This window comes from Agromyces mediolanus (genome assembly GCF_014648575.1).
Taxonomy (GTDB): Bacteria; Actinomycetota; Actinomycetes; order Actinomycetales; family Microbacteriaceae; genus Agromyces; species Agromyces mediolanus.
Map to the genome: position 1 here is coordinate 1,088,577 of NZ_BMRJ01000001.1, position 21,998 is coordinate 1,110,574.

The window sequence follows — 21,998 nt, forward strand, 5'->3', positions numbered from 1 at the left end:
GACCGCGGTCAGCCGGCGAGTGCGTCGAGCCGCGGACCGAGCAGGGCCCGCAGCAGCACCTCGAGGGAGGCGTTGACGCGCTCGTCGGTCCAGGCCTCAGGGTCCTCGACCGTCTTCACGTGGAAGCCGCGGCAGTAGAGGTAGAGGATGTCGGCGATGTACTCGGGGTGCTCGAGGTCGGTCGCCTCGGCGCTCGCCACGAACTCCTGGTAGGTGGCGTCGGTGACCTCGCGCACGACGTCGTACGCGCGCCGGGTGTCGCCGCGCACATCGCCGATGACCTCCACCCAGAGGCTGCGGAGCACGTTGTCCTCGGGTGTGGTCGAGCACATCCAGCGGGCGACCGCGACGAGGCGCTCGATGCCGGTGGCGTCGCGCAGCAGGGAGGCGCGCTCGGTGCGCCAGTGCGACTGGGCGTGCTCGAGGGCGTTCACCATCAGGTGCGCCCTGGAGGGGACGAAGTTCGTGATGAACGCCGTCGACCGGCCCAGGCGCTCCGCGACGGCCCGCAGGGTCACTGCGCGCGTGCCCCGCTCGTTCGCGACGGCCACTGTGGCGTCGGCGATCTCGGCGAGGCGCTCGCTCTCGTCCACCTCGATCGGCATCTCGGCATCCCCCTCCGCGCGCCCGCATGGCGGGCTGATTGGACCCTAGTGCACCACCGTCCGGATGCGACCTTGACGGGTCTGTGCTCCAAGGCTACCCTTCATAAAACGTTGTTGTAAAACACGACGATATCTCGCCGTGTCGATCGACCATCGCCGCACCGCCGCGGCCCACGCGCCGCGCGGTGCCGCCCAGACCGAGAGGGAACGGATGCCCCGATCCAGCCATCGCCGCGTGGGCCTCGTCGCCGACGAAGCGGGCTTCTGGCACGAGTCGAGAGCCGACTTCGGCCCCTCCGTCGAGCCCGGCGTGCAGCTCGAGACGCCCGAGGCCCGCCGCCGCCTGCTGCACCTCATCGAGCGGCTCGGCCTGCGCCGCCGGATGACCCCGCTCGAGCCGCTCGCGCTCGCCGAGGCCGATCTCGCCCGGGTGCACACGGCCGACTACCTCGCCGCGTTCCGGGCGCAGTCCGCCGGAACGGGCGGCGAGCTCGGCGACTTCGCGGGCTTCGGGCACGGTTCCTACGAGGTCGCCGTGCGCAGCGCCGGCGGGGTGGCCGCCGCCGTGCGCGCGGTGCTCGACGGCGAACTCGACCGCGCCTACGCGCTCGTGCGCCCGCCCGGGCACCACGCCGAGCCCGACCGGGCCCGCGGCTACTGTCTGCTCGCGAACATCCCGATCGCACTCGAGCTCGCCCGGGCCCGGCAGGGCCTCGGCCGCGTCGCGATCGTCGACTGGGACGTGCACCACGGCAACGGCGCGCAGCGGATCTACTGGGACGACCCGGACGTGCTCGCGATCAGCCTGCACCAGGACCGGCTCTACCCCGTCGAGTCCGGCGCCGTCGAGGAGCGCGGCGGCGACGCCGCCCTCGGCGCGACCCTGAACATTCCGCTCCCGGCCGGCAGCGGCGAGGGCGCGTACCTCGCCGCCTTCGACCGGGTCGTCGCCCCGGCGCTGCGCGCCTTCCAGCCCGAGCTCCTCGTCGTCGCCTGCGGCTACGACGCCGCCTTCCTCGACCCGAGCAGCCAGATGGCGCTCACGAGCGCGACGTTCGGCGACCTCACCCGCCGCATGATCGAGCTCGCCGAAGCGCTCTGCGGCGGGCGGCTCGTCATCGCCCAGGAGGGCGGCTACTCGCCGCTCTACACCCCGATCTGCGGCGCGGCGGTGGTCGCCGCCCTGCTCGAGGCCGAGGCGGAGACCGAGCTGCACGACCCATACGGGCGGCACCTGCACACGCCCGAGCAGAACCTCCTCCCGCACCAGCTGGAGGCCATCGAACGTGCCGGCGCAGCCGCCGGCACCGCACCACCGACGCACCACTAGCACCACCAGCACCACGCGCACCACCAGCACGACCCACACCACCGCAGCACTCATCACCACGAGGAGTCAGCACCATGAGAAGCACCATCCCCCGGACGGCCCTGCTCGCGGGCGCCGTCGGCGTCGCCCTGCTCGCCGGGTGCAGTTCCACCCCCGCCGACGGCGGCAGCAGCGACGGAGGCGGCGATCAGCGCCTCACCTTCGTGACCTACGGCAGCGCCTTCCAAGAGGCGCAGGAGAAGTCGATGGTCGACCCGTTCATCGCGGAGACCGGCATCGACGTCACCGTCGAGAGCCCCGTCGACCCCGCCAAGCTCAAGGTCATGGTCGAGGCCGGCAACCCCACCTGGGACGTCTACCTCGCCGGCCAGCAAGACGTGCCCGCGTACTGCGGCACCCTCTTCGAGGAGCTCGACCTCTCGAACATCGACGAGGCGGACTTCGCGCCCGGCACCGTCGAGAAGTGCGGCGTGCCCGTCGACACCTACTCGTACATGGTCGCGTACAACGAGGAGAAGTACGGCGACAACCCGCCCACCTCGATCGCCGACTTCTTCGACCTCGAGAAGTTCCCCGGCACCCGCTCGATGGGCAGCGACCCGGCCGAGGGCAACCTCGAGCTCGCGCTGCTGGCCGACGGCGTCGCGCCCGACGAGCTGTACCCGCTCGACTACGACCGGGCGTTCACGGTGCTCGACAAGGTCAAGGCGGACACCGTGTTCTGGAGCTCCGGCGCCGAGCAGGTCGCGATCATGGAGGAGCAGCGCGCCGACATGATCCTCGTCTGGTCGGGCCGCGGCTACGAGGCCGTGCAGAACGGCGCGCCCTACGCGCCCATGTGGGAGGACAACTCCTACCACTGGGCCTCGCTCGCGATCGTGAAGGGCTCGCCCAACCGCGAGGCCGCCCAGCAGTTCATCGACTTCGCCGTCTCGCAGGGCCCGCAGACGGTCTGGGCGGAGTCGATCGCGTACGGCCCGGCGAACCTCACCGCCACGCCGAAGCTCGACGCCGCGGCATCCGCCTGGGACTCGTCCCTGCAGGAGCACCGCGACCTCTCCTGGCAGATCGACAACGCCTGGTGGGGGGAGAACCAGGACGAGGTCGTCCAGCGCTGGACCGACTGGTCGGCCGGATGATCCGGGGTGCCGCCGGCCGAGCGCCGGCGGCACCGCCCATCCGCCCGCGCCGAGCCGCGCCCCCACCCCGCATCCGAGCCATCGACGGAGCCACATGAACGACCTCGCCCTCGTGGGCGGCACCATCGCCACCCTGCACCCCGGCACGCCGGACGCCGAAGCGCTGCTCATCGAGCACGGCGCCGTGCGTCTCGTCGGCACCACCGAGGAGGTGCTCGCCGCCGCCCGGCCCGGCACCCCCGTCGTCGAACTCGCCGGCCGGACCGTGCTGCCCGGCCTCATCGACTCGCACACCCACGTCGAGTTCTGCGCGCTGAGCCGCGACTGGATCGACGTGCGGCAGGCGCCCCGCGCCGAGACGCTCGCGCGGCTGGCCGCGGCCGTCGCCGCGGGCGTCGACGGCTGGCTCGTCGCCCAGGGCACCTACGGGCAGGACCTGCCGAGCCGCGACGAGCTCGACGAGGTCTCCCGCGAGGTGCCGATCCTCGTGCGCGAGAGCATGCACCGGCTGACCGCGAACACGGCGGCCCTGGAACGGGCCGGCCTCGTCCGCGGCTACACCTCGCCCGTCGGCACGCTCGTCGTGATCGGCGAGGACGGCGCCCCGAGCGGCGTCGTCGAGGAGGGCTACCACCTCTTCCCCGTGCCGGCCCCGCCGCCCGAGCGGCTGCGGGCGATGCTCCGCGACGAGCTGCGCGAGTCCTTCGCCAGGCACGGCGTGACCACCATCTACGAGCTGCCCGCGACGGCCGACGGCATCCGCGCCTACCAGGGCCTCCGCGCCGCCGGCGAGCTGCCCGCACGGCTCAGCCTCACGCTGACCGTCGCGCCCGGGCTGCACGCGATCCTCCGCTCGCCGGAGCAGCTCGCCGAAACCGGGCTCGCCGCCGGCTTCGGCGACGAGCGGCTCTGGCTCGGCGGCCTCAAGGTCTTCCTCGACGGCGACGACACCTCCGCCTTCGACTCCGCGCACCTCGGCAAGAGCCCGGGGCACTGGAGCACCAACACCCGCCAGTACGCCGAGATCGTGCACGTGCTGACGGTGGCGCACCGCGCCGGGCTGCAGGTGTGGATCCACGCGATCGGCGACCTCGCCCAGTACCTCGCCCTCGACGCGATCGAGGAGGCCGCGCGCGTCGCCGGCCCCGGCGACCGCCGCACGCGGCTCGAACACGCCGCGAACCTCTGGATCGACGACGCGATCGTGCGCCGGATGCGCGAGCTCGACGTGATCGCGGTGCCGACGGCGGGCTTCATCCACGCCGACGCCGGCACGGGCGTCTACGCCTACCGAACGCTCGTCGAGGCGGGGATGCGCCCACCCGGCAACTCCGACACGGGCGGCACCCAGCCCTTCGCGACGAACCCCTGGTTCGGCGTCGCGCGCATGCTCGACCGGCGCACCGGCTCGGGCGTGATCGTCGCCCCCGAGGAGGCGGTCGACGTGCACACCGCGGTGCGCAGCTACACCGAGTTCGCTGCGGAGGCCGGGTTCAACGAGCGCAGGATCGGCGCCCTGGGAATCGGCATGCACGGCGACTGCGCCGTCTACGCCGAGGACCCGCGCACCCTGTCGCCCGAGCGGCTCGCCGGCCTCGAGGCCGAGCTGACTGTCGTCGGCGGCGAGATCGTGTGGCGGCGGGAGGACTCGGCATGAGCTCCGCGCGCTCGCGCGGCTGGGCCGTGCTGCTGCTGCTCCCGGCGCTCGTCGTGGTGCTCGTCTTCTTCGTGTACCCCGTGTTCGCGCTCTCGGCCCGGAGCTTCCTGGAGCCCACGCCGGGCTTCAGTCAGTACGTCGATCTCGTCACGAACGAGACGACCGTGACGATCCTCGTGCGCACCCTCGTCGTGGCCCTGCTCGTGACCGTCGTCACGCTCCTGCTCGCGTACCCGTACGCCTACTTGATGAGCCTCTTCGGTCCCGGGATGCGCACCTTCCTGCTCTTCCTCGTGCTGCTGCCGTTCTGGTCGAGCCTCATGGCGCGCACCTTCGCCTGGATCGTGCTGCTGCAGCCGAGCGGGCCCGTCGCGGGTTTCCTCGGCTTCCTCGGCCTCGACGGGGTGAAGCTGCTCGGCTCGCAGCTGGGCGTCACGATCGCCATGACGCAGGTGCTGCTGCCGTTCATGGTGCTGCCGCTGTTCAACACCATGACCGGCATCGACCGGCGGCTGCTGAGCGCGGCGCACTCGATGGGCGCCTCGCGCTTCCGCGCCTTCCGCACCGTGTACCTGCCGCTGTCCGTGCCGGGCGTCGCCGCGGGCTCGGTGCTCGTCTTCATCCTGAGCCTCGGCTTCTGGGTGACGCCGCGGCTGATCGGCTCGCCGCAGCAGTCCCTCGTCGGCCAGCTGATCGAGACGAAGGTCGGCAAGCTGCTCGACTTCCCGGGCGCCGGGGCCATCTCGGTCGTGCTGCTCGTCATCACGGTCGTGCTGCTGCTCGCCGTCGGCGGCGGGGTGCGCGCGCTCGTGCCGGGCGCGAAGACGGACGGAGGCCGCGACGATGGATGAGACCACCCGCGCCGGCTGGGGACTCCGCCTCTGGGCGATCCTCGTCGCCGTGCTGCTCGTCGCACCGCTGCTCGTCGTCGTGCCGATCTCCTTCGCGGAGAAGCGGAGCTTCAAGTTCCCGCCCGACGGGCTCTCCGTCGACTGGTACGTGAACCTGTTCACCGACCAGCGCTGGACCTCCGCGATCGGCACCTCGATCCTCGTCGGCGTGCTCGTCACCCTGATCTGCACCGTGCTCGGCACGGCGGCGGCCCTCGGCATCCACCGCCTCGGCGGCCGCGTCGCCGCCCTCGTGACGGGTGTGCTCGTCGCGCCGATGATCGTGCCGGGCATCGTCTCGGCGGTCGCGATCTACTCGGTGTACCTGCGCTGGCAGCTCACGGGCAATCTGCTCGGCTTCCTGCTGGCGCACACGGTGCTCGCGATCCCCTTCGTCATCGTGACGGTGACGTCGAGCCTCAGCACCACCGATCCGATGCTCGAGCGCGCCGCGGCGAGCCTCGGCGCGGGCCCGTGGCGCACCTTCGTCAGGGTCACGCTGCCGGCGATCGCGCCGGGCGTGGGCGCAGGCGCGCTGTTCGCCTTCGTGACCTCCTTCGACGAGGTCGTCGCGGCGAGCTTCCTGCAGTCGCCCGCCATCCGCACCCTGCCGATCGAGATGTTCGTCAGCGTCACGAACGAGGTCGACCCCACGATCGCGGCCGTCTCCACCGTCATCCTCGCCCTCACCACGGCGATCGTCCTCCTGCCGGCCTTCACCCGCCGGCGCCCCAGCCAGAAAGCGAGCAGCTCATGACCGACCGCAGCGCCACGGCCGCGCAGCCGGCCCCCACCACGCGCACCGGCGGGGTGCGCCTCGACCGGGTCACGAAGCGGTTCCGCTCGGGCACGATCGGCGTCGACGACGTCTCGCTCACCGTCGAGCCCGGCGAGTTCGTCACCTTCCTCGGCCCGAGCGGCTCAGGCAAGACGACGACGCTGAACACGATCGCGGGCTTCGCGAAGCCCAGCTCGGGCCGGATCGAGATCGCCGGCGCCGACGTCACCGCGCTGCCGCCGAGCAAGCGCAACCTCGGCGTCGTGTTCCAGAACTACGCGCTGTTCCCGCACATGACGGTGCGCGAGAACATCGCCTTCGGCCTGCACGGCCGGGGGCTCTCGAAGGCCGAGATCGGCGCGCGCATCGAGGAATCGCTCGCGATGGTGCGCCTCGACGGCCTGGGCGACCGCACGCCGAAGCAGATCTCGGGAGGCCAGCAGCAGCGCGTCGCCCTCGCCCGGGCGCTCGTCTACCGGCCGCCGGTGCTGCTCATGGACGAGCCGCTCGGCGCGCTCGACAAGGCCCTCCGCGACCGGATGCAGGTCGAGATCAGCCGCATCCACCGGGAGGTGGGTACGACGTTCCTCTTCGTCACCCACGACCAGGGCGAGGCGCTCGGACTCTCCGACCGGATCGTGCTGTTCGACCGGGGCCGCGTGGTGCAGGTCGGCACGCCGGCGGAGCTCTACGAGCGGCCCGCCTCCCTCTTCGCCGCCGAGTTCCTGGGCGAGTCGAACGTGTTCCGCGGCGAGCTCGCGGGCCCCGGCGCGCTGCGCTTCGGCGAGCAGACGCTGCGCTGCATGGGCGACGGCCCGGCGAGCGGCTCGGCCGCGGTCGTCGTGCGCCCCGAGCGTCTGCGCCTCGTCGGGACGGCGGATGCCTCGGGCCGCGCGGATGCCTCCGGCGGCGCCGCACGCGGCGCCATCGATCCCGCTGCACGCGGCGCGGCGGGCGCGGAGAACCGCGTCGAGGCCCGGGTCGTGAACATCGCGTACTTCGGTGCGTTCCGCCGGGTGACCCTGCGCTACGCGGACGGCTCGAGCGGCCTGCTGCACGACGGCGTCGACGCGCCGGCCCCGATCGCGCTCGGCGATCCGGTCGTGGTCGGCTGGGACGCCGAGCACGCCGTCGTCGTGCCGGTCCCCGCCCCCGCGGAGCACGCGGCGTGAGCGGCGACGCGCTCGACGAGGCATCCGTCGTCCCAGGCCCCGCCGTCGCGTACCGCGGCGCCCGCGTGCTCGTCGACGAGGAGGACGCGCCCCGTCCCGCCGAGCTGCTCGTGCGCGACGGCCGCATCGTGCGCGTCGCCGAGCCCGGCGGGATCCGCGACGCCGACGAGACGGTCGAGCTCGACGGCCTCGTCGTGCTGCCCGGCTTCGTCGACGGGCACTGCCACCTCGAGCTCACCGTGCAGGCCCTCGAGCACCACGTCCCGCTGCACGGGCACCGCAGCCTCGCCGAGATGTTCGACACGCTCGCCGCCGCGCGCCGGGCGCAGCCCGAGGGCTGGATCGTCGGCCGCGGCCCCTTCGGGCTGCAGCGCGACGTCACCGAGGGGCGGCTGCCGCACCGGGTCGAGCTCGACCGGGTGAGCCCGGCGCAGCCCATCGTCGTGCTCGCCGGCCTGCACGTCGCCTGCCTGAACACGGCGGCGATGCGCGAGCTCGGCCTCGCCGACCCGGACGCGCTGCCCGACTGGATCACCGTGCACCGCGACGCCGACGGCCCCACAGGCGTCTTCACCGAGGTGTGGGACCGGCTGCCCACGTGCACCGTCGAGGAGGCGGTGGCGGCGCTCCGCGCCCACGCCGTGCCGGTGTTCGCCCGCCAGGGCACCACGAGCCTCAGCACGATCTCGACCTCGGCCGACGACGTGCGCGCGCTGCACCGGCTGGCGCAGTCCGGCGAGCTGCCGTTCCGGGTGCGCTGGTTCACGCACGTGCCGCGCACCGCGAGCCTCGACGAGGTGCTCGCCTGGGGCCCCGAGTCCGGCTTCGGCGACGAGCGGCTGCGCTTCGGCGGCGTGAAGATCTTCGTCGACGGCGAGGGCGGCGACGGGCTCGGCCACGCGCGCGACGACGTCAAGTGGTCGCCGGAGGAGCTCGCGCGCTTCGTCGACCGGGCGGATGCCGCGGGGGTGCAGCTCATGATGCACGCCGTCACGCCCCGGGCCATCCGCCTCGCCTGCGACGCCGTGATCGCGGCCCGCCGCGAGCGGCCCGCGCGGGTGCGGCACCGGATCGAGCACGGCGGCGACTACGTCGACCTCGCCGAGCTGCCGCGGATCGCGGCCGCCGGGGTCGGGCTCGTCGCGACGCCGCACTTCGCGACCTCGTCCGACGCGGACCGGGACGGCTTCCAGCCGCTCGCGAGCCTCGTCGCCGCCGGCCACCGCGTGATCGGGGCGACGGACTCGACGGGCACCGTGCCCGACGCGGTCGGACCGCTCGCGAACATCGCCGGCGCGGCCGGACGCACCGGTGCCGACGGCGGGCCCTCGCCCGAGCGGATCCCGGTGCGCGACGCGGTGCGGATGTTCACGAGCTGGGCGGCCGAGGGCGTCGGCGAGGAGCGCGAGAAGGGGCGGATCGCGCCCGGCCTGCGCGCCGACCTCGTCGTGCTCGACGCCGACCCCTGCACGGTCGCGCCCGGCGGCATCGGCGGCATCGGCGTCGAGCGCACGATCGTCGGCGGCCGCACGGTCGCGGAGCGCGCCAGGTGAGCGCCCGAGCGGCCGCGCACGACACATCGTCCGGACGGCGTCCGGAAAGCCAGCAGTTGGAGGGTGGCGCCCCGACCGGGGCGTCCCGCATGATCGAACGGACGGCCGTCGTCGGACGGAACGTCGCATGGAGGGAACGATGACGGGCAACGGCGGAGTGTCGTGGTGGTGGCAGCAGCTGGGGCTCCCGGCGCCGCGCAAGGGACTCGACGGCGACCTCGACGTCGACGTCGCGATCGTCGGCGGCGGGTACACCGGACTCTGGACGGCGTACTACCTGAAGACCCTCCAGCCCGACCTCCGGGTCGTCGTGCTCGAAGCGCGCTTCGCGGGCTTCGGCGCCTCCGGCCGGAACGGCGGATGGCTCACCAACTCCGTGACCGGCGGTCGCGAGCGCTACGCGAAGTCACACGGCCGCCAGGCCGCCATCGCCCAGCAGCGCGCCCTGAACGAGACGGTCGACGAGGTCGCCCGCGTCACCGAGGCTGAAGGCATCGACGCCGACCTCGTGAAGGGCGGCGAGCTCAACGTGGCGTACGCGCCCGCACAGCTGGCTCGCCTGCGGGCGTTCGCCGCGGCGGAGGCCGAGTGGCCCGGCGCCGACGTCGAGCTGCTCTCGGCCGAGGCATCCGCCGCTCGCGTGAACGTCGCCGGCACGCTCGGCGGCGTGTGGCACCCGCACTGCGCCCGCGTGCACCCGGCGAAGCTCGCCCGCGGCCTCGCCGCCGCGGTCGAGGCGCTCGGCGTGCCGATCCTCGAGCAGACGCTCGTCACCGAGATCCGGCCGGGCGAGGCCGTCACCGAGCGCGGCGTCGTGCGCGCGGGGCACGTGCTGCGCGCCACCGAGGGCTTCACGGCGAACCTGAAGGGCGAGCACCGGCGCTGGCTGCCGATGAACTCCTCGATGATCGTGACGGACCCCATCCCCGCCGCGGTGTGGGACGAGCTCGGCTGGGCCGGCCGCGACACCCTCGGCGACTTCGCGCACGTCTACATGTACGCGCAGCGCACCGCCGACGACCGCATCGCGTTCGGCGGCCGCGGCGTGCCGTACCGCTACGGCTCGCGCGTCGACACCGACGGGGCGACGCAGGCGCAGACGATCGAGTCGCTCACGGCGCTGCTGCGCCGCTTCTTCCCCGCCGCGGCCGAGGTGCCGATCGCGCACGGCTGGGCCGGCGTGCTCGGCGTGCCGCGCGACTGGGCCGCCACGGTGGGACTGGATGCCTCGACCGGGCTCGGCTGGGCCGGCGGCTACGTCGGCACGGGCGTCACCGCGACGAACCTCGCCGGGCGCACCCTCGCCGACCTCGTGCTGCAGCGCGACACCGAGCTCGTGCGGCTGCCCTGGGTGGGGCACCGCGCGCGCAACTGGGAGTTCGAGCCGCTCCGCTGGCTCGCGGTGCAGGGCATCTACGGGCTCTACCGCAACGCCGACCGGGCCGAGTTCGCCGGGCGCCGCACGACGGCACCGACCGCCCGGCTCGCCGACCTCATCGCCGGCCGGCACTGAGGCGTCCGTCCATTGCCCCGGGCGCGCTCGATCGCCCGGTGGCGCGTCCCTGAGAGGAACCAGCATGACCGTCGAGTTCGTCATCCAGTCCCAGCCGCTCGCCGCCGAGCTCGGCGAGCCGGCCCCGAAGCCGACCGCCACGACGCCCGGCGTCGTCGAGGCGACGAGCCCGCTCTGGAGCGCGGGCGGCACCGAGGTCGGCTTCTGGGAGTGCTCGCCCGGCAGCTTCACCGCGCGCCGCGACGGCTACACCGAGATCTGCCAGATCCTCTCGGGCTCCGTCACCGTCGAGACGACGGGCGGGCAGCGGGCCACCATCGGCGCGGGCGACACGCTCGTGATGCCGAGCGGCTGGGAGGGCGTCTGGCACGTGCACGAGACCCTGCGGAAGACCTACATCACGATCGACGACTGAGCGGGGCGCCGCTACGCGCGGGCACGAGCCTCGGCACGAGCCGCACCAGCACGAGCAGGCACACGAGTTCGACGAGCGTCTGCGTGACGACCGCGAGCGGCGCGATCGCGAGGCTCGTCGGCAGGGCGAGGGCGAGCGGGAGCACGACGAGCGAGTTCCTGGTGACCCCGCTGAAGACGACGGCGCGGGTGCGCGGGACGTCGAGGCGGGCCATCCGCCCCGCCAGGATGCCGACGCCCACCATGACCGCGGCGAAGCCGAGGAAGAGCGGCACGAGCCGCGCGAGCGCGACGGCCTCGGCGCCGACGGCCGCGATCTGCGAGCCGACGACGACGGCGAGCGTCAGCATCAGCAGCGGGGTCATCGCCCCCGCTGCGCCTCGCTCGAGCGCGCGGGCGACGCGGTGCCGCCGGGCGAGCGCCTGCACGAGGGCGGCGGCGAGCAGCGGCGCGACGATGATCACGAGGAACGCCTCGAGGAACGGCCGGGGGTCGAGGAGGGCGAGGGCGTCCGCGCCGGCGAACAGCCAGAGGTATGCGGGCAGCAGCACGAGCTGCAGCACCAGCAGCAGCGGGGTCGCGGCGAGGAGCCGGTCGCGCGCCCCGCCGGCCAGGCCGGTGAACACGATCACGTAGTCGACGCACGGCGTGAGCAGCACGAGCAGCACCCCGAGGAGCAGCCCCCGGTCGTCGGCGACGAGGCGCGAGAGGCCGAAGACGAGGAGCGGCACCGCGACGAAGTTCACGAGCAGCACCGTGCCGAGGAAGCGGGCGTCGCGGAGCGCGCGCCCGACCCCGTCGACCGGCACGCCCAGGAACGTCGCGAACAGCAGCAGCGCCAGCACTGGATTCGTCGCCGCGGAGAGCGCCGGCGCGACGGCCGGCGCCGCGAGCCCGGTCGCCGCGCCCAGGACGATGGCGGCGATGGCGAGCGCGAGCTGGTGCCGGTCCCACCACTCGATCGCCCGCTGCACCGCTCCAGCCTAGGGAAGGAGCGCCCTCCGGCTAGCGCTTCAGGTTCGTCAGCTCCTGCAGCACCTCGTCGCTCGTGGTGATGATCCGGGCGTTCGCCTGGAAGCCGCGCTGCGCGATGATCAGGTTCGTGAACTCCTGCGAGAGATCGACGTTCGACATCTCCAGGTAGCCGCTCGCGAGCTTGCCGTAGCCGGGGTCGCCGGCGGCGCCGAGCTCGACGGCGCCCGAGTTCGCGGTCGCCCGGTACGAGGAGTCGCCCGCCTTCTCGAGGCCGCCCGGGTTGACGAAGGTCGCGAGGGCGATGCGTCCGACGGCCTGCGTCGCACCGTTCGAGAAGGTGCCCGTGATCGTGCCGTCCGGGCCGATCGAGTAGGCGTCGAGCGTGCCGGCGGGGCGGCCGTCCTGCCCGGCGACCTTCAGCGTGCTGAGGTCGGCGAAGCCGGTGACCCCGGCGAGGTCGATCGTCGCGCCGGCGACGGTGACCGAGGTGATGCCCGTCGGCTGGCCGTCGACGAAGGTCATCGCGCCGAGGTTGGTGCCGCCCGAGGCGACGTCCCAGCCGGTCGCGCTGCGCGTGAACGAGAGGGTGACGCTCGTAGCGTTTCCGGAGGCGTCGTAGACGTCGATGTCGCGGACGATCTCGGTGCCGGCCGCGGCGTCCAGCGGCAGGTTGCCGGTGAACCGCACCGAGGTGGTCGGCACGGCCGGGGCGACGACGCCGCGGGGGAGGGTGATGTTCTGCAGCCCGGCGCCCTGGTTCACGACGCCGTTCTGCGCCATCCAGCCCTGCACGAAGCCGCCGTTCGGCGAAACCAGGCGGCCCTGCGCGTCGAAGTCGAACGAGCCGGCCCGGGTGTACAGCGTCTCGCCACCGGCGTTGACGACGAAGAAGCCGTCGCCCGAGATCATCAGGTCGCTCGCGCGGCCGGTCGCCTGCGCGGAGCCCTGCGTGAAGTTCGTGCTGATGCCGGCGATCTGCACGCCGAGGCCGATCTGGGCGGGGTTCGTGCCGCCGATTGCGGCGCCGGGCGCGCCGCCGCCCTGGATGAGCTGCGACAGCGTGTCCTGGAACTGCGTCGCCGAGCCCTTGAACCCGGTGGTGTTGACATTGGCGATGTTGTTGCCGGTGACGTCGAGCATGGTCTGGTGGGCGCGGAGTCCGGAGATCCCGGAGAACATCGAGCGGAGCACGGTTGCGTCCTTTCGGTCGTGCGCTGGAGCGCGGGGTCGGTCGTGGTGGTCGGTGCGGTCGCGAGCGGATGCCGCGACGGGGTCAGGTGCGGACGGCGGAGAGCTTGTCGAGCGCGACGGAGACCCCGCCGACGTCGACGGTCGGGATCGGGCCGGCGAAGGACACGGAGCCGGCGACGCCCTTCACGGTCTTGCCGTCGGCGTCGAGGTACTCCACCTCCTTGCCGATCAGGGCGGCCGCGGCGGTGCGCATCTGCAGCGAGAAGGACTCCTCCTGCCGCTTCGACAGCGCCGTCAGCTGCTCCATCGTGGCGAGCTGCGTGGTCTGCCCGATCATGGCGTTGGTGTCCATGGGCGAGCTCGGGTCCTGGTTTGCGAGCTGGGTGACGAGCAGCTTCAGGAACAGCTCGCCGTCCATCTCCTGCTTCGGCCGGCGGGTCGCCACCTGGCCGGTGTACATGCTCGCACCGGCGCTGCCGGCGGTCGCGTTCACGGAGTCGACGGTCATCCGGTGCCTCCTAGGCGATCACGTCGAGGCCGGTGCCGAGCGGCATCGGTCCGGTGGGGACGGGGGTCAGGGCGAGGGTGCGCGCGGGCGCGGCGGCGGCGCGCGGCTCCTCGGCGGGGGCGGCGGTGCGGGCGTCGTCGCCGGCCTGCCGTCCGCCGTCGCGGTCCTGCGGGGCGAGGTCGAGCGAGCCGGAGAGGCCGGCGGCCGCACCGTCGCGGCGGAGGTCGCCGAGCGCCTGGCGCAGCGCCTCGCGGCCCGCGTCGTTCGGGGCGTGCAGCTCGACGCGCACGTGCCCGTCGGCGCCGACGACGGCCCGCACGGTGACCGGGCCGAACTCCTCGGGGGCGACGCGCACCGAGACGAGATGCTCGCCGGGTCCGCGGCGGGCGAGGGAGACGAGGTGGCCGCCGAGCTGCTCGGCGAGCGGCGGGGCGGTCGCGGCGGATGCCCCGGTGGGGGCCGCGGCGGGTGCGGCAGGCGCCGCGGGTGCGGTGACCGCGACCGGTGCGGGCGGCGCGGATGCCGCGAGCGAGGTGATCCCCTCGCCCGTCGGCGTCGTGGCCGGCGTCGCGGGGGCGGTCGCGGATGCCGAGGGTGCGGCCGCGCCGGGCACGGTCGAGCCGGGCGGCGGAGGGGATGCCTCGGCCCCGGCGCGAGCGCGCTCCGTGCCGTCGGCGGTGGCCTGGCCCTGACGCGCCGCTGCGGCGGGGTCGGCGGGCGCCGCACCGCTCGCGTTCGCCGACGTCGGCGCGGTGCTCGACGGGGAGCCGTCCGGCGCCTCGCCGTTCGCGCCGCCGCCGAGCCCGGGGCCCGGCTGGCCGCCGAGCCCGTCGCCGGCGACGCCGTCGGCGGGCCCGGCGCCGGCGACGCCCAAGGCGCTGACCGGCGTGCCGGCCGAGGTGCTGCTCGCCGCCTCGCCGTTCGCGGCCGTCCTCGCAGCAGACGCGGGCGCCGAAGCAGCGGCCGAGGCGATCACGGCATCGGCCGCAGCGTCGCCGTCGCCCGCGCCGCTCACGACGAGCGCGCCGTCCTGGACTGCGCCGGGCTCGGCCTGCGGCAGCCCGAGCCCGGGCTCCGCGGCGGGAGCCGGAACGGGAGCCGTCGGCGCGAAGGCCGCGGGGAGTGCGGCGGCGAGGGATGCATCGAGGGTCGCCTCGCTCGCCGGTTGCTGCGCGGTGCCGGTGCCGCCGTCGGGCGCCGGGCCGGTTCCCGGGCCCGAAGCGGTGCCCGAGGCGTCCGGCTGCTGCGCGGTGCCCGCGACGCCCGCGAGCGCGGCCGCGAAGCCGCCGTCGTGGGCCCCTGCGCTGCTCGCGGGGCCGCCCGTCCGCGCGGCGGGGGCGGGCGCGGGGAGCGCGGGGGCGATCGCGGTCATGCGGCGCTCCGGAGGATGGCCTGCAGCTGGGCCGCGGCGACGAGGTCGCCGAGCCCGCCGGCGCCCTGCGCAGCCGTGCCGAGGCCGGAGCCGAGCGAGCCGAGGCCGGCGCCCGCTCCGAGGCCGGAGCCGAGCCCGGAGCCGAGCCCGCCCGTGCCCCCGAGCCCGAGCAGGGCGCTGAGCATCCCGGCCGTCCCGAGCCCGGTGAGCCCACCGCTCGACGAGGCCAGCAGCGCCTGCAGCTGCGCCGCGAGCTCCGCGCCGCCGAGCGCGCCGGCTCCCGCCGGGGCCGCCGCCGGAGCGGCCGCGGCGGGCTGCCCGGCATCCGGCACGACCCGGCGGATCGTCAGCACGTCCGACTCGTCGAGGTAGTTCTTCTGGTACGAGACCGTGCGGCCCTCGTACGGCGCGTGCACGATCATGCCGTCGCCCGCGTAGATCACGACGTGGTCGGCATTGTTCGTGATGATGAGGTCGCCCGGCTGCGCCTGCGCCATCGACGGCACCTCGACGCCGAGATCGGTCTGCAGCGAGACGCGGCGCTCCGCGTCGATGCCGAACTTCGCGAGCACCTGCTGCACGAGGCCCGAGCAGTCGACGCCGGAACGGTCGTTCCCGCCGAGTACGTACGGCACGCCGACCCAGGTCTTCGCCTCGGCGACGAGGTCCTCGCCGGTGACGCCCTGGGCGAGCGATCCGCTCCGCTCGAGCGACGCGCCGGAGGCGGCGTTCGCGGCGGCGGTCCCGTTCGCGCCGAGCGCGGCGAGCAGCGCCTGGGCGAAGGCGGTGCCGTCGCTCGCGGCGGTCTGGCGGCCCTGCAGCGCGGCGACGGTCTGGCTGATCTCCTGCATTCGGGCGACGGCGTCGACGGCGGCCATCACTCCTCCCCTCCGCGGGCACGACGCCCGTTCGCGATTTCGTCCAGTCGGTTCTGTTCGACGCGCAGCTCGGTCTCGAGCTCGGCCTCGACGTGCGCGGCCTCCATGCGTTCGAGGGTGCGCACGCGGCGGCGCGCCTCGTCGTGCGTGAGCTTCGCCTCGTCGACCTCGGCCGCGAGCAGGGTGCTCGCGGCGAGGAGCTCGGCGAGCATCGCCTCGCTCGAGGCCCGCGCCGCGGCGATCGCGCGCAGGGTCTCGAGCTGCGTGCCCGGCTCGCCGTACGCGGAGAGCTCGCGCTGCGCCCTGGCGCGCAGGGCCTCGCTGTCGCGCAGCTTCGCGGTGCGCGAGGCGAGCACGCTCGCGGTGCGCTCCTCCTGCACCCGGCGCACCCGCAGCAGGCCGTCCAAGCGGAATCCCTTCATGCCGCGGCACCTCCGATCGCAGCGACGAGCGCCGCGAGGGCGGCGGTGGTCTGCTCCAGCGGCGTCGACTCGCCCAGCCGTTGCCCGAGGAACGCGTCGATCGCGTGCTCGTTCGCGAGCGCCGCGTCGACGAGCGGGTTGGCGCCGGGCTGGTACGCGCCGACGTCGATGAGGTCCTGCGCCTGGGTGCGGGCGGCGAGGGCGCGCCGCAGGGCGGCGGCGTCGGCGAGTTCCGCGGGCGGGGTGATCCGGCCGGCGACACGGGAGACGGAACCGAGCACGTCGACCGCGGGGTAGCGCCCGGCCACCGCGATGCGGCGATCGAGCACGACGTGCCCGTCGAGCAGCGACCTGGCCTGGTCGGCGATGGGCTCGTTGTGGTCGTCGCCGTCGACGAGCACCGTGTAGAGCCCGGTGACCGAGCCGCTCGTGCCGGCGCCGGCGCGCTCGAGGAGCCGCGCGAGCAGCGCGAACGTCGAGGGCGGATAGCCGCGCGTCGCGGGCGGTTCGCCGGCCGAGAGGCCGACCTCGCGCTGCGCCATGGCGACGCGGGTGAGGGAGTCCATCATGAGCACGACGTGCGCGCCGCGCTCGCGCTCGTGCTCCGCGATCCGGGTGGCGAGCTGCGCGGCGCGCAGGCGCATCGGCGCGGGCTCGTCGGCCGTCGCCACGACGACCACCGAGCGCGCGAGGCCGGCGGGGCCGAGGTCGTCCTCGAGGAACTCGCGCACCTCGCGGCCGCGCTCGCCAATGAGCGCGATGACCGAGACCTCGGCCTCGGAGCCGCGGGCGATCATCGACAGCAGGGTCGACTTGCCGACGCCCGAACCGGCGAAGAGGCCGAGCCGCTGGCCGCGGCCGAGCGGCACGAGGGCGTCGAGCACGCGCACCCCGGTCTGCAGCCGCCGGTCGATGCGGGCGCGGTCGAGCGGCGGGGGCGAGGGATGCCGGAGCGGCACCTGCGCCTCGGCGCGGATCGGGCCGCGGCCGTCGATGGGCCGGCCGAGCCCGTCGATCACCCGGCCGAGGAGGCCGCGGCCGACGGGGGCGGTCGCCGTGCCCGCGACGCGGTGCACGGGCAGCCCGACGGCGGGGGCGTCGAGCGGGGTGAGCAGCATGCACGATGCCGCGCCGGGGCGCACGGCGACGACCTCCGCGGAGGCGCCGCCGAGCTCGACGACCTCGCCCACCGCGAGCGGCAGACCCTCGACCTCGAGCGCGAGACCGACGGCGCTGCGCACCCGGCCGAGGCGGGCGGGTCGGGCCGCGCCCAGGGCGGAGCGGAAGGCAGGGGCGTCGAGGAGCGTCGTCATCGCGACTCCCGGATGGCACGGCGGGCCCGGTCGAGGGCCGCGGCGATGCGGGCGTCGACGAGCCCGTCGGGCAGCTCGGCGACGGCGTCCGCCTCGCCGAGGGCGGCGTCGGCGACGAGCTCGAGGTGCTCGGGGGCCGCGGCGGCGACGCGGGCGAGGGCGGCGGGATGCATCCGCACCCGCGTGACGAGCGCCGCGTCGTCGTGGTCGAGCGCCCGGGCGAGGGCCGCCCGGGCCGCCCCGTCGGGGTCGGCGGCGAGCTCGGCGCCGAGCACCGTCTCGGCGAGGGCGAGCGCACCCTCCGCGAGCTGCCGCTCGGCCGCGGCGAGCACCGGCAGCGCCGCCGCTTCGAGCGCCGTGCGGGCGAGCACGAGCGCCTCGATCGCGGCCCGGTGCTCGGCGTCGCGGCGCGCCTCGCGCTCGGCGGCCTGCGCGGCGATCGCCGTCAGCAGCTCCTCGCGCTCGGCCTCGGTGCGTCGGCGGGCGGCCGCGAGCCCCTGCGCGTAGCCGCGCTCCTCGGCCGCGGCATCCGCCTCGCCCTGGCGCCCGATGCGCGGGAAGTCGATCGTGCCGAACGCGGCCTCACGAGACGAACTCATCGGCGTCCCCTCGCTGCACGGTGATCCGGCCCTCCTCGGCGAGCTCGCGGATGGTGCGCACGAGCTCGGAGCGCGCCTCCTCGACCTGCGAGACGCGCACCTGGCCGAGCAGCTCGACCTCGGAGTTCAGCAGCTCGCGGTTGCGCTCCGAGAGGTTGGCGCGGATCTTCTCCTCGACGGCGGCGGGCGCCCCGCGGAGGGCGAGGGCGAGCACGCCCATGTCAATGCCGCGCACGATGAGCTGCACATCGCGGTCCTCGAAGCGCACCAGGTCGGTGAAGGTCAGCAGTCGGCTGCGCACCTCGGCGGCGAGCTCGGGGTTGCGCTGCTCGAGCGCCTCCAGCACGGCCTTCTCGGTCGCGACCGGGGCGCGGTTGATGATGTCGACGAGCGGCTGCACGCCGCCGGTCACCTCGGCGGCGCTGCGCGGCGAGATCATCGAGGCGGCGCGCGACTTCAGCACCTGGGAGACGATGGCCACGGCGGCGGGCGTCGCGCTCGACAGCCCGGCGATGCACTCGGCGACGTCGGCCCGGCGCACGTCGGGCAGCGCCGCGAGGATGTTCGAGGCCTGCGGGGTGCGCAGGTGGGTGAGCACGAGGGCGACGGTCTCGGCCATCTCGGCCTCGAGCAGCGAGATGACCTGGGCGGGCTCGGCGGCGTCGAGGAACTCGAAGGAGCGCCCGGCGAGCGAGGAGGCGACGCGGTTCATCACGCCGGTGGCGCGCTCGCTGCCGAAGGAGGACTCGAGCAGCCCCTCGGCGACGTCGAGGCCGCCGCGGGCCGCGAGCCGGCCGCGCATGGCGAGCTCGTGGAACTCGGCGATCGCGTGGTCCGCGGCGTCGAGGTCGACGCGCTGCAGCCGGATGATCTCGGCGGCGATCTCCTCGGCCTCGGTCTCGCTGAACTCCTTCAGCAGCGCGGCCGCCTGGTCGCGCTCGAGGTTCATCAGCACGAGGGCGACCTTCTGGGCGCCCGTCATCGTCGCGGCGTCGTTCACCCGGCGCTCCGATCATCGAGCATGGCGCGCAGCAGCTTCGCGGTGCGCTCGGGGTCCTGCTGGGCCATCCGGGCGATATCGCTGCGGCGGCTCTCGGCCGGGTCGGGGCCGATCGGCTCGGTCGGCGCGTCGAGGGCGATGGGCTCCGGCGCGGACTCGAGCACCTGCGTGTAGTGCGGCACGGCCTCCTCGAGCTCGAGCGGCTCGCGGCGCGGGCGCAGGCGGCGGGCGATGACGATCGCACCGACGATCCCGACGACGAGGGTCACGAGGGCGATGGCGCCCCAGCGGATGAGCTCGGCCATGCGGTCCTGCTCGGCCTGCGCCTCGGCCGAGCGCAGCGCCTCGGTGGCCCGCTCGGAGTCGGCGGTGCTGAAGTCGACGAGCTCGACGTTCACGGCGTCGCCGCGCTGGCGGTCGATGCCCGCGGCGGCGGCGACGAGGTCCTGGATCGCGTTCGAGGAGAGCCCCTTCGCCGCGGTGCGGTCGATCGCGACGGACACGGTCTGCCTGGCGACGGCGCCGGCCGGGATGCTGCGGGTCTCGGTGACCTTGTCGACGGCGTTGTTCTGCACCCGCTGCTCCGAGGTGTACGTGCCGTCGCCGCCGGTGCCGCCCGGGACCGCGATGTTGTCGGGGCCGAGCACGCCCGCCTGGGCGCCGCCCGTGCCGGTGTAGGTCTCGGTGTTCACCGACTCGTTGAGCGCCGGGGTGTCCTCGGCTCCCTCGAAACGCTCGGTCGTCACCTCGGCGGACTCGTCGCTGATCGTCGCGGCGACGGCCACGCTGGAGTTGCCCGAGCCGACGATCCGGTCGAGCATCTGCTGCACGGCCGTCGTGGTGCGGGTCTCGTAGTCGGCCGCGCGGCTCTCGGCCCCGCCGGATGCGCCGACGCCGACCGCGGACAGCACGTTGCCGTTCGCGTCGACGACCGCGACGTCCTCGGCCTTCATCCCCTCGACCGCGGCGCTCGTGAGGTGCGTGATCGCGTTGACCTGCGTCGTCGAGAGCGTCGTGCCGGCGTCGGTCTCGATGAAGACGGATGCCGTCGGGTCGACCTTCTCGGAGACGAACACGGTCTCCTCGGGCAGCGCGAGCTGCACTGAGGCGGAGCGCACGTCCTTCATCGCCTTGATCGTCGACGCGAGCTCGCCCTCGATGGCGCGCTTGTACGTCACCGACTGCTGGAACGAGGAGGTCGTCATGCCGAGGTCGTCGAGCAGCGCGTAGCCGCCGCCGTCGGAGTTCGCCGGGAGGCCGGCCGAGGCCGCCTTGATGCGCTCCTCGTAGACGACCTGCTCGGGCACGAGCACCGTGGTGCCGCCGTCGGCGAGCTCGTAGGGCACGTTGCCGGAGCGCAGCTGCTCGACGACGGCGCTCGCGTCGGAGCCGGACAGCCCGCTGAACAACGGCGTGTACGACGGCTTCGTGAGCCAGGCGGCAAGCCCGACGACGCCGAGCACGAGCAGGCCGACCGCGAGCACGGCGAGCACCCGCTGCGCGGTGCTGAAGCCGCCGACGAACGCACCGATCCGCGCGAGCCCGGCCTTGACGGGGGCGGGCATCAGGCCTGCATCCGCATGATCTCGTTGAACGCCTCGACACCCTTGTTGCGCACGGCGGCGACGAGCTCGAGCGTGACGGCCGCGCGCGAGGACGCGAGCGTGGCCTGGTGGATGTCGGTGAGGTCGCCCGTGACGGCCTTCAGCGCGAGCGTCTTCGACTCGGCCTGCAGCGCCTGCGCGCCGTCGACGGCGCCGAGCACGCCCGCGAAGGCTGCGCCGCCGGTGCCGGCGACCCCGCTCGTGCGGCTCGCGTCCGCCTCGAGGTAGCCGCTCTGCGCCACCGCCTGCACACCGGCCTGCACGCCGTTCACTCCGGGGATGGGCATCAGCTGCGTCCGATCTGCAGGGCCGACATGTAGGTCTCGCGGGCGCGGTCGACGACGGCCGCGTTCGCCTGGTAGCCGCGCTGCGCCATGATCAGCGAGCCCATCTGGCTGGACAGGTCGATGTCCGGGTACCGCACGTAGCCCTCCGCGTCGGCGAGCGGGTGCGCCGGCTCGTAGACCATGCGGCCCTCGGCGTCGCCGTACGCGGCGCCCTGCACGTACACGCCGGAGGTGCCCTCGCCGGCCTGGGCGATGACGTAGCGCGCCTGGAAGGCGTCGCCGTTCGTCGGCGTGGCCGTGTTGATGTTGGCGAGGTTGTCCGAGACCGCGTCGAGCCACTTGCGGTGCACGGTCAGAGCGGAGCCGGCGATGCCGATCGCGTCGAAGGTCATGGGGTCCTCCGGGTCATCCGTTGGTGCGCATCGCGGTGCGCAGTGAGGTGAACTGGCCGTTCGCGGCCTGCGCCGCGAACTGGTACCGCAGCACGGTGTCGATGTTCGACAGCGTCTCGGTGTCGAGGTTGACGTTGTTGCCGTTGAGCTTGGTCGGCTCGAGCGAGTTCTGGGTGGTCGCGCGCACGCGGCCGTCGCCGGCCTCGATGGAGGCGGCGAGGGCGTCCTCGAACTGGACGCGCTTGGCCGTGTAGAACGGCGTGTTCACGTTCGCGATGTTGTTTGCGATGGCCCGCTGGCGCTCGGCGAGGCCGTCGAGCGCGCTCGCGAGGGCGAGCGAGGAGACGGATTCGAGCACGATCCTCCCAGGGTGCGTGGTGGGGGCCGATCCCTGGCCTCGTCTCGA

The 21,998-nt window shown here is 74.3% G+C and carries 23 protein-coding genes; 9 read left to right on the plus strand and 14 right to left on the minus strand.

The genetic code is table 11. The features are described from left to right. Nucleotides 1-8 precede the first annotated feature (8 nt). The gene (locus IEY71_RS05185; protein WP_189084195.1) at nucleotides 9-605 is read right to left on the minus strand and encodes a TetR/AcrR family transcriptional regulator; all 597 of its coding nucleotides are present in this window, start codon (nucleotides 603-605) and stop codon (nucleotides 9-11) included. A 211-nt stretch (nucleotides 606-816) separates the two neighbouring features. Between IEY71_RS05185 and IEY71_RS05190 the strand changes: the two genes are divergently transcribed. The 9 genes from IEY71_RS05190 to IEY71_RS05230 all read left to right on the plus strand — a co-directional run bounded on the left by IEY71_RS05190 (nucleotide 817) and on the right by IEY71_RS05230 (nucleotide 11,052). Beyond that, a complete protein-coding gene (locus IEY71_RS05190) occupies nucleotides 817-1,935 on the plus strand; it encodes a histone deacetylase-like amidohydrolase (protein WP_189084196.1) in 1,119 nt (372 codons plus the stop codon). A 74-nt stretch (nucleotides 1,936-2,009) separates the two neighbouring features. Continuing rightward, nucleotides 2,010-3,074, plus strand: a complete 1,065-nt coding sequence (locus IEY71_RS05195; protein WP_189084197.1) for a polyamine ABC transporter substrate-binding protein — start codon at nucleotides 2,010-2,012, stop codon at nucleotides 3,072-3,074. A gap of 94 nt (nucleotides 3,075-3,168) precedes the next feature. Further along, nucleotides 3,169-4,731, plus strand: coding sequence for an amidohydrolase (locus IEY71_RS05200; RefSeq protein WP_189084198.1), 1,563 nt, complete (start codon nucleotides 3,169-3,171; stop codon nucleotides 4,729-4,731). Then, nucleotides 4,728-5,582 carry an ABC transporter permease gene (locus IEY71_RS05205; protein ID WP_189084199.1) on the plus strand — a complete coding sequence of 285 codons (855 nt, stop codon included), beginning with the start codon at nucleotides 4,728-4,730 and terminating at the stop codon, nucleotides 5,580-5,582. Before IEY71_RS05200 ends, IEY71_RS05205 begins: the two co-directional genes overlap by 4 nt. After that, complete coding sequence (locus IEY71_RS05210) at nucleotides 5,575-6,378, plus strand: ABC transporter permease (RefSeq protein WP_189084200.1); 804 nt, start codon at nucleotides 5,575-5,577, stop codon at nucleotides 6,376-6,378. Before IEY71_RS05205 ends, IEY71_RS05210 begins: the two co-directional genes overlap by 8 nt. Next, entirely contained in the window at nucleotides 6,375-7,571 is a 1,197-nt protein-coding gene (locus IEY71_RS05215; protein ID WP_189084201.1) for an ABC transporter ATP-binding protein, read from the plus strand. The genes IEY71_RS05210 and IEY71_RS05215 overlap by 4 nt, the downstream gene beginning before the upstream one ends. Continuing rightward, nucleotides 7,568-9,124 carry an amidohydrolase gene (locus tag IEY71_RS05220; RefSeq protein ID WP_189084202.1) on the plus strand — a complete coding sequence of 519 codons (1,557 nt, stop codon included), beginning with the start codon at nucleotides 7,568-7,570 and terminating at the stop codon, nucleotides 9,122-9,124. Before IEY71_RS05215 ends, IEY71_RS05220 begins: the two co-directional genes overlap by 4 nt. A gap of 127 nt (nucleotides 9,125-9,251) precedes the next feature. Beyond that, nucleotides 9,252-10,637 carry an NAD(P)/FAD-dependent oxidoreductase gene (locus tag IEY71_RS05225; RefSeq protein ID WP_229781533.1) on the plus strand — a complete coding sequence of 462 codons (1,386 nt, stop codon included), beginning with the start codon at nucleotides 9,252-9,254 and terminating at the stop codon, nucleotides 10,635-10,637. A gap of 64 nt (nucleotides 10,638-10,701) precedes the next feature. Further along, nucleotides 10,702-11,052 (plus strand): cupin domain-containing protein, encoded by a 351-nt coding sequence (locus IEY71_RS05230; RefSeq protein ID WP_189084203.1) that lies wholly within the window; start codon nucleotides 10,702-10,704, stop codon nucleotides 11,050-11,052. Here IEY71_RS05230 and IEY71_RS05235 read toward each other — a convergent pair. The 13 genes from IEY71_RS05235 to IEY71_RS05295 form a co-directional block, all read right to left on the minus strand. Further along, nucleotides 11,036-12,025, minus strand: coding sequence for a bile acid:sodium symporter (locus IEY71_RS05235; protein ID WP_189084204.1), 990 nt, complete (start codon nucleotides 12,023-12,025; stop codon nucleotides 11,036-11,038). The two genes, IEY71_RS05230 and IEY71_RS05235, sit on opposite strands and share 17 nt — an antisense overlap. Nucleotides 12,026-12,056: 31 nt before the next feature. After that, nucleotides 12,057-13,217 (minus strand): flagellar hook protein FlgE, encoded by a 1,161-nt coding sequence (locus tag IEY71_RS05240; RefSeq protein ID WP_189084205.1) that lies wholly within the window; start codon nucleotides 13,215-13,217, stop codon nucleotides 12,057-12,059. An 82-nt stretch (nucleotides 13,218-13,299) separates the two neighbouring features. Continuing rightward, nucleotides 13,300-13,725 (minus strand): flagellar hook assembly protein FlgD, encoded by a 426-nt coding sequence (locus IEY71_RS05245; RefSeq protein WP_189084206.1) that lies wholly within the window; start codon nucleotides 13,723-13,725, stop codon nucleotides 13,300-13,302. A 10-nt stretch (nucleotides 13,726-13,735) separates the two neighbouring features. Next, complete coding sequence (locus IEY71_RS05250; protein WP_189084207.1) at nucleotides 13,736-15,097, minus strand: flagellar hook-length control protein FliK; 1,362 nt, start codon at nucleotides 15,095-15,097, stop codon at nucleotides 13,736-13,738. Then, on the minus strand, nucleotides 15,094-15,975 hold the full coding sequence (locus tag IEY71_RS18520; RefSeq protein ID WP_189084208.1) for a C40 family peptidase: 882 nt from the start codon (nucleotides 15,973-15,975) through the stop codon (nucleotides 15,094-15,096). Before IEY71_RS18520 ends, IEY71_RS05250 begins: the two co-directional genes overlap by 4 nt. Then, nucleotides 15,975-16,397: a flagellar FliJ family protein gene (locus tag IEY71_RS05260; RefSeq protein ID WP_189084209.1), complete on the minus strand. Its 423-nt coding sequence runs from the start codon at nucleotides 16,395-16,397 to the stop codon at nucleotides 15,975-15,977. Before IEY71_RS05260 ends, IEY71_RS18520 begins: the two co-directional genes overlap by 1 nt. Further along, complete coding sequence (locus tag IEY71_RS05265) at nucleotides 16,394-17,710, minus strand: FliI/YscN family ATPase (protein ID WP_189084210.1); 1,317 nt, start codon at nucleotides 17,708-17,710, stop codon at nucleotides 16,394-16,396. The genes IEY71_RS05260 and IEY71_RS05265 overlap by 4 nt, the downstream gene beginning before the upstream one ends. Beyond that, nucleotides 17,707-18,309 carry a FliH/SctL family protein gene (locus IEY71_RS05270; RefSeq protein ID WP_189084211.1) on the minus strand — a complete coding sequence of 201 codons (603 nt, stop codon included), beginning with the start codon at nucleotides 18,307-18,309 and terminating at the stop codon, nucleotides 17,707-17,709. The genes IEY71_RS05265 and IEY71_RS05270 overlap by 4 nt, the downstream gene beginning before the upstream one ends. Then, nucleotides 18,293-19,309, minus strand: coding sequence for a flagellar motor switch protein FliG (fliG, locus tag IEY71_RS05275; RefSeq protein ID WP_308426124.1), 1,017 nt, complete (start codon nucleotides 19,307-19,309; stop codon nucleotides 18,293-18,295). The genes IEY71_RS05270 and fliG overlap by 17 nt, the downstream gene beginning before the upstream one ends. Then, nucleotides 19,306-20,874, minus strand: coding sequence for a flagellar basal-body MS-ring/collar protein FliF (fliF, locus tag IEY71_RS05280; RefSeq protein ID WP_189084212.1), 1,569 nt, complete (start codon nucleotides 20,872-20,874; stop codon nucleotides 19,306-19,308). The genes fliG and fliF overlap by 4 nt, the downstream gene beginning before the upstream one ends. Beyond that, nucleotides 20,874-21,200 (minus strand): flagellar hook-basal body complex protein FliE, encoded by a 327-nt coding sequence (fliE, locus tag IEY71_RS05285; RefSeq protein WP_189084213.1) that lies wholly within the window; start codon nucleotides 21,198-21,200, stop codon nucleotides 20,874-20,876. The genes fliF and fliE overlap by 1 nt, the downstream gene beginning before the upstream one ends. Then, nucleotides 21,200-21,592 carry a flagellar basal body rod protein FlgC gene (locus IEY71_RS05290; RefSeq protein WP_189084214.1) on the minus strand — a complete coding sequence of 131 codons (393 nt, stop codon included), beginning with the start codon at nucleotides 21,590-21,592 and terminating at the stop codon, nucleotides 21,200-21,202. The genes fliE and IEY71_RS05290 overlap by 1 nt, the downstream gene beginning before the upstream one ends. A gap of 13 nt (nucleotides 21,593-21,605) precedes the next feature. After that, nucleotides 21,606-21,950, minus strand: a complete 345-nt coding sequence (locus tag IEY71_RS05295; protein ID WP_189084215.1) for a flagellar basal body rod protein FlgB — start codon at nucleotides 21,948-21,950, stop codon at nucleotides 21,606-21,608. Nucleotides 21,951-21,998 lie beyond the last annotated feature (48 nt).

Excerpts from the sequence above, each read along its gene's own strand:
- IEY71_RS05185 (WP_189084195.1), bottom strand. The coding sequence starts at position 605 with ATGCCGATCGAGGTGGACGAGAGCGAGCGCCTCGCCGAGATCGCCGAC.
- IEY71_RS05190 (WP_189084196.1), top strand. The coding sequence starts at position 817 with ATGCCCCGATCCAGCCATCGCCGCGTGGGCCTCGTCGCCGACGAAGCG.
- IEY71_RS05195 (WP_189084197.1), top strand. The coding sequence starts at position 2,010 with ATGAGAAGCACCATCCCCCGGACGGCCCTGCTCGCGGGCGCCGTCGGC.
- IEY71_RS05200 (WP_189084198.1), top strand. The coding sequence starts at position 3,169 with ATGAACGACCTCGCCCTCGTGGGCGGCACCATCGCCACCCTGCACCCC.
- IEY71_RS05205 (WP_189084199.1), top strand. The coding sequence starts at position 4,728 with ATGAGCTCCGCGCGCTCGCGCGGCTGGGCCGTGCTGCTGCTGCTCCCG.
- IEY71_RS05210 (WP_189084200.1), top strand. The coding sequence starts at position 5,575 with ATGGATGAGACCACCCGCGCCGGCTGGGGACTCCGCCTCTGGGCGATC.
- IEY71_RS05215 (WP_189084201.1), top strand. The coding sequence starts at position 6,375 with ATGACCGACCGCAGCGCCACGGCCGCGCAGCCGGCCCCCACCACGCGC.
- IEY71_RS05225 (WP_229781533.1), top strand. The coding sequence starts at position 9,252 with ATGGAGGGAACGATGACGGGCAACGGCGGAGTGTCGTGGTGGTGGCAG.
- IEY71_RS05230 (WP_189084203.1), top strand. The coding sequence starts at position 10,702 with ATGACCGTCGAGTTCGTCATCCAGTCCCAGCCGCTCGCCGCCGAGCTC.
- IEY71_RS05245 (WP_189084206.1), bottom strand. The coding sequence starts at position 13,725 with ATGACCGTCGACTCCGTGAACGCGACCGCCGGCAGCGCCGGTGCGAGC.
- IEY71_RS05250 (WP_189084207.1), bottom strand. The coding sequence starts at position 15,097 with ATGACCGCGATCGCCCCCGCGCTCCCCGCGCCCGCCCCCGCCGCGCGG.
- IEY71_RS18520 (WP_189084208.1), bottom strand. The coding sequence starts at position 15,975 with ATGGCCGCCGTCGACGCCGTCGCCCGAATGCAGGAGATCAGCCAGACC.
- IEY71_RS05260 (WP_189084209.1), bottom strand. The coding sequence starts at position 16,397 with ATGAAGGGATTCCGCTTGGACGGCCTGCTGCGGGTGCGCCGGGTGCAG.
- IEY71_RS05265 (WP_189084210.1), bottom strand. The coding sequence starts at position 17,710 with ATGACGACGCTCCTCGACGCCCCTGCCTTCCGCTCCGCCCTGGGCGCG.
- IEY71_RS05270 (WP_189084211.1), bottom strand. The coding sequence starts at position 18,309 with ATGAGTTCGTCTCGTGAGGCCGCGTTCGGCACGATCGACTTCCCGCGC.
- fliF (WP_189084212.1), bottom strand. The coding sequence starts at position 20,874 with ATGCCCGCCCCCGTCAAGGCCGGGCTCGCGCGGATCGGTGCGTTCGTC.
- fliE (WP_189084213.1), bottom strand. The coding sequence starts at position 21,200 with ATGCCCATCCCCGGAGTGAACGGCGTGCAGGCCGGTGTGCAGGCGGTG.
- IEY71_RS05290 (WP_189084214.1), bottom strand. The coding sequence starts at position 21,592 with ATGACCTTCGACGCGATCGGCATCGCCGGCTCCGCTCTGACCGTGCAC.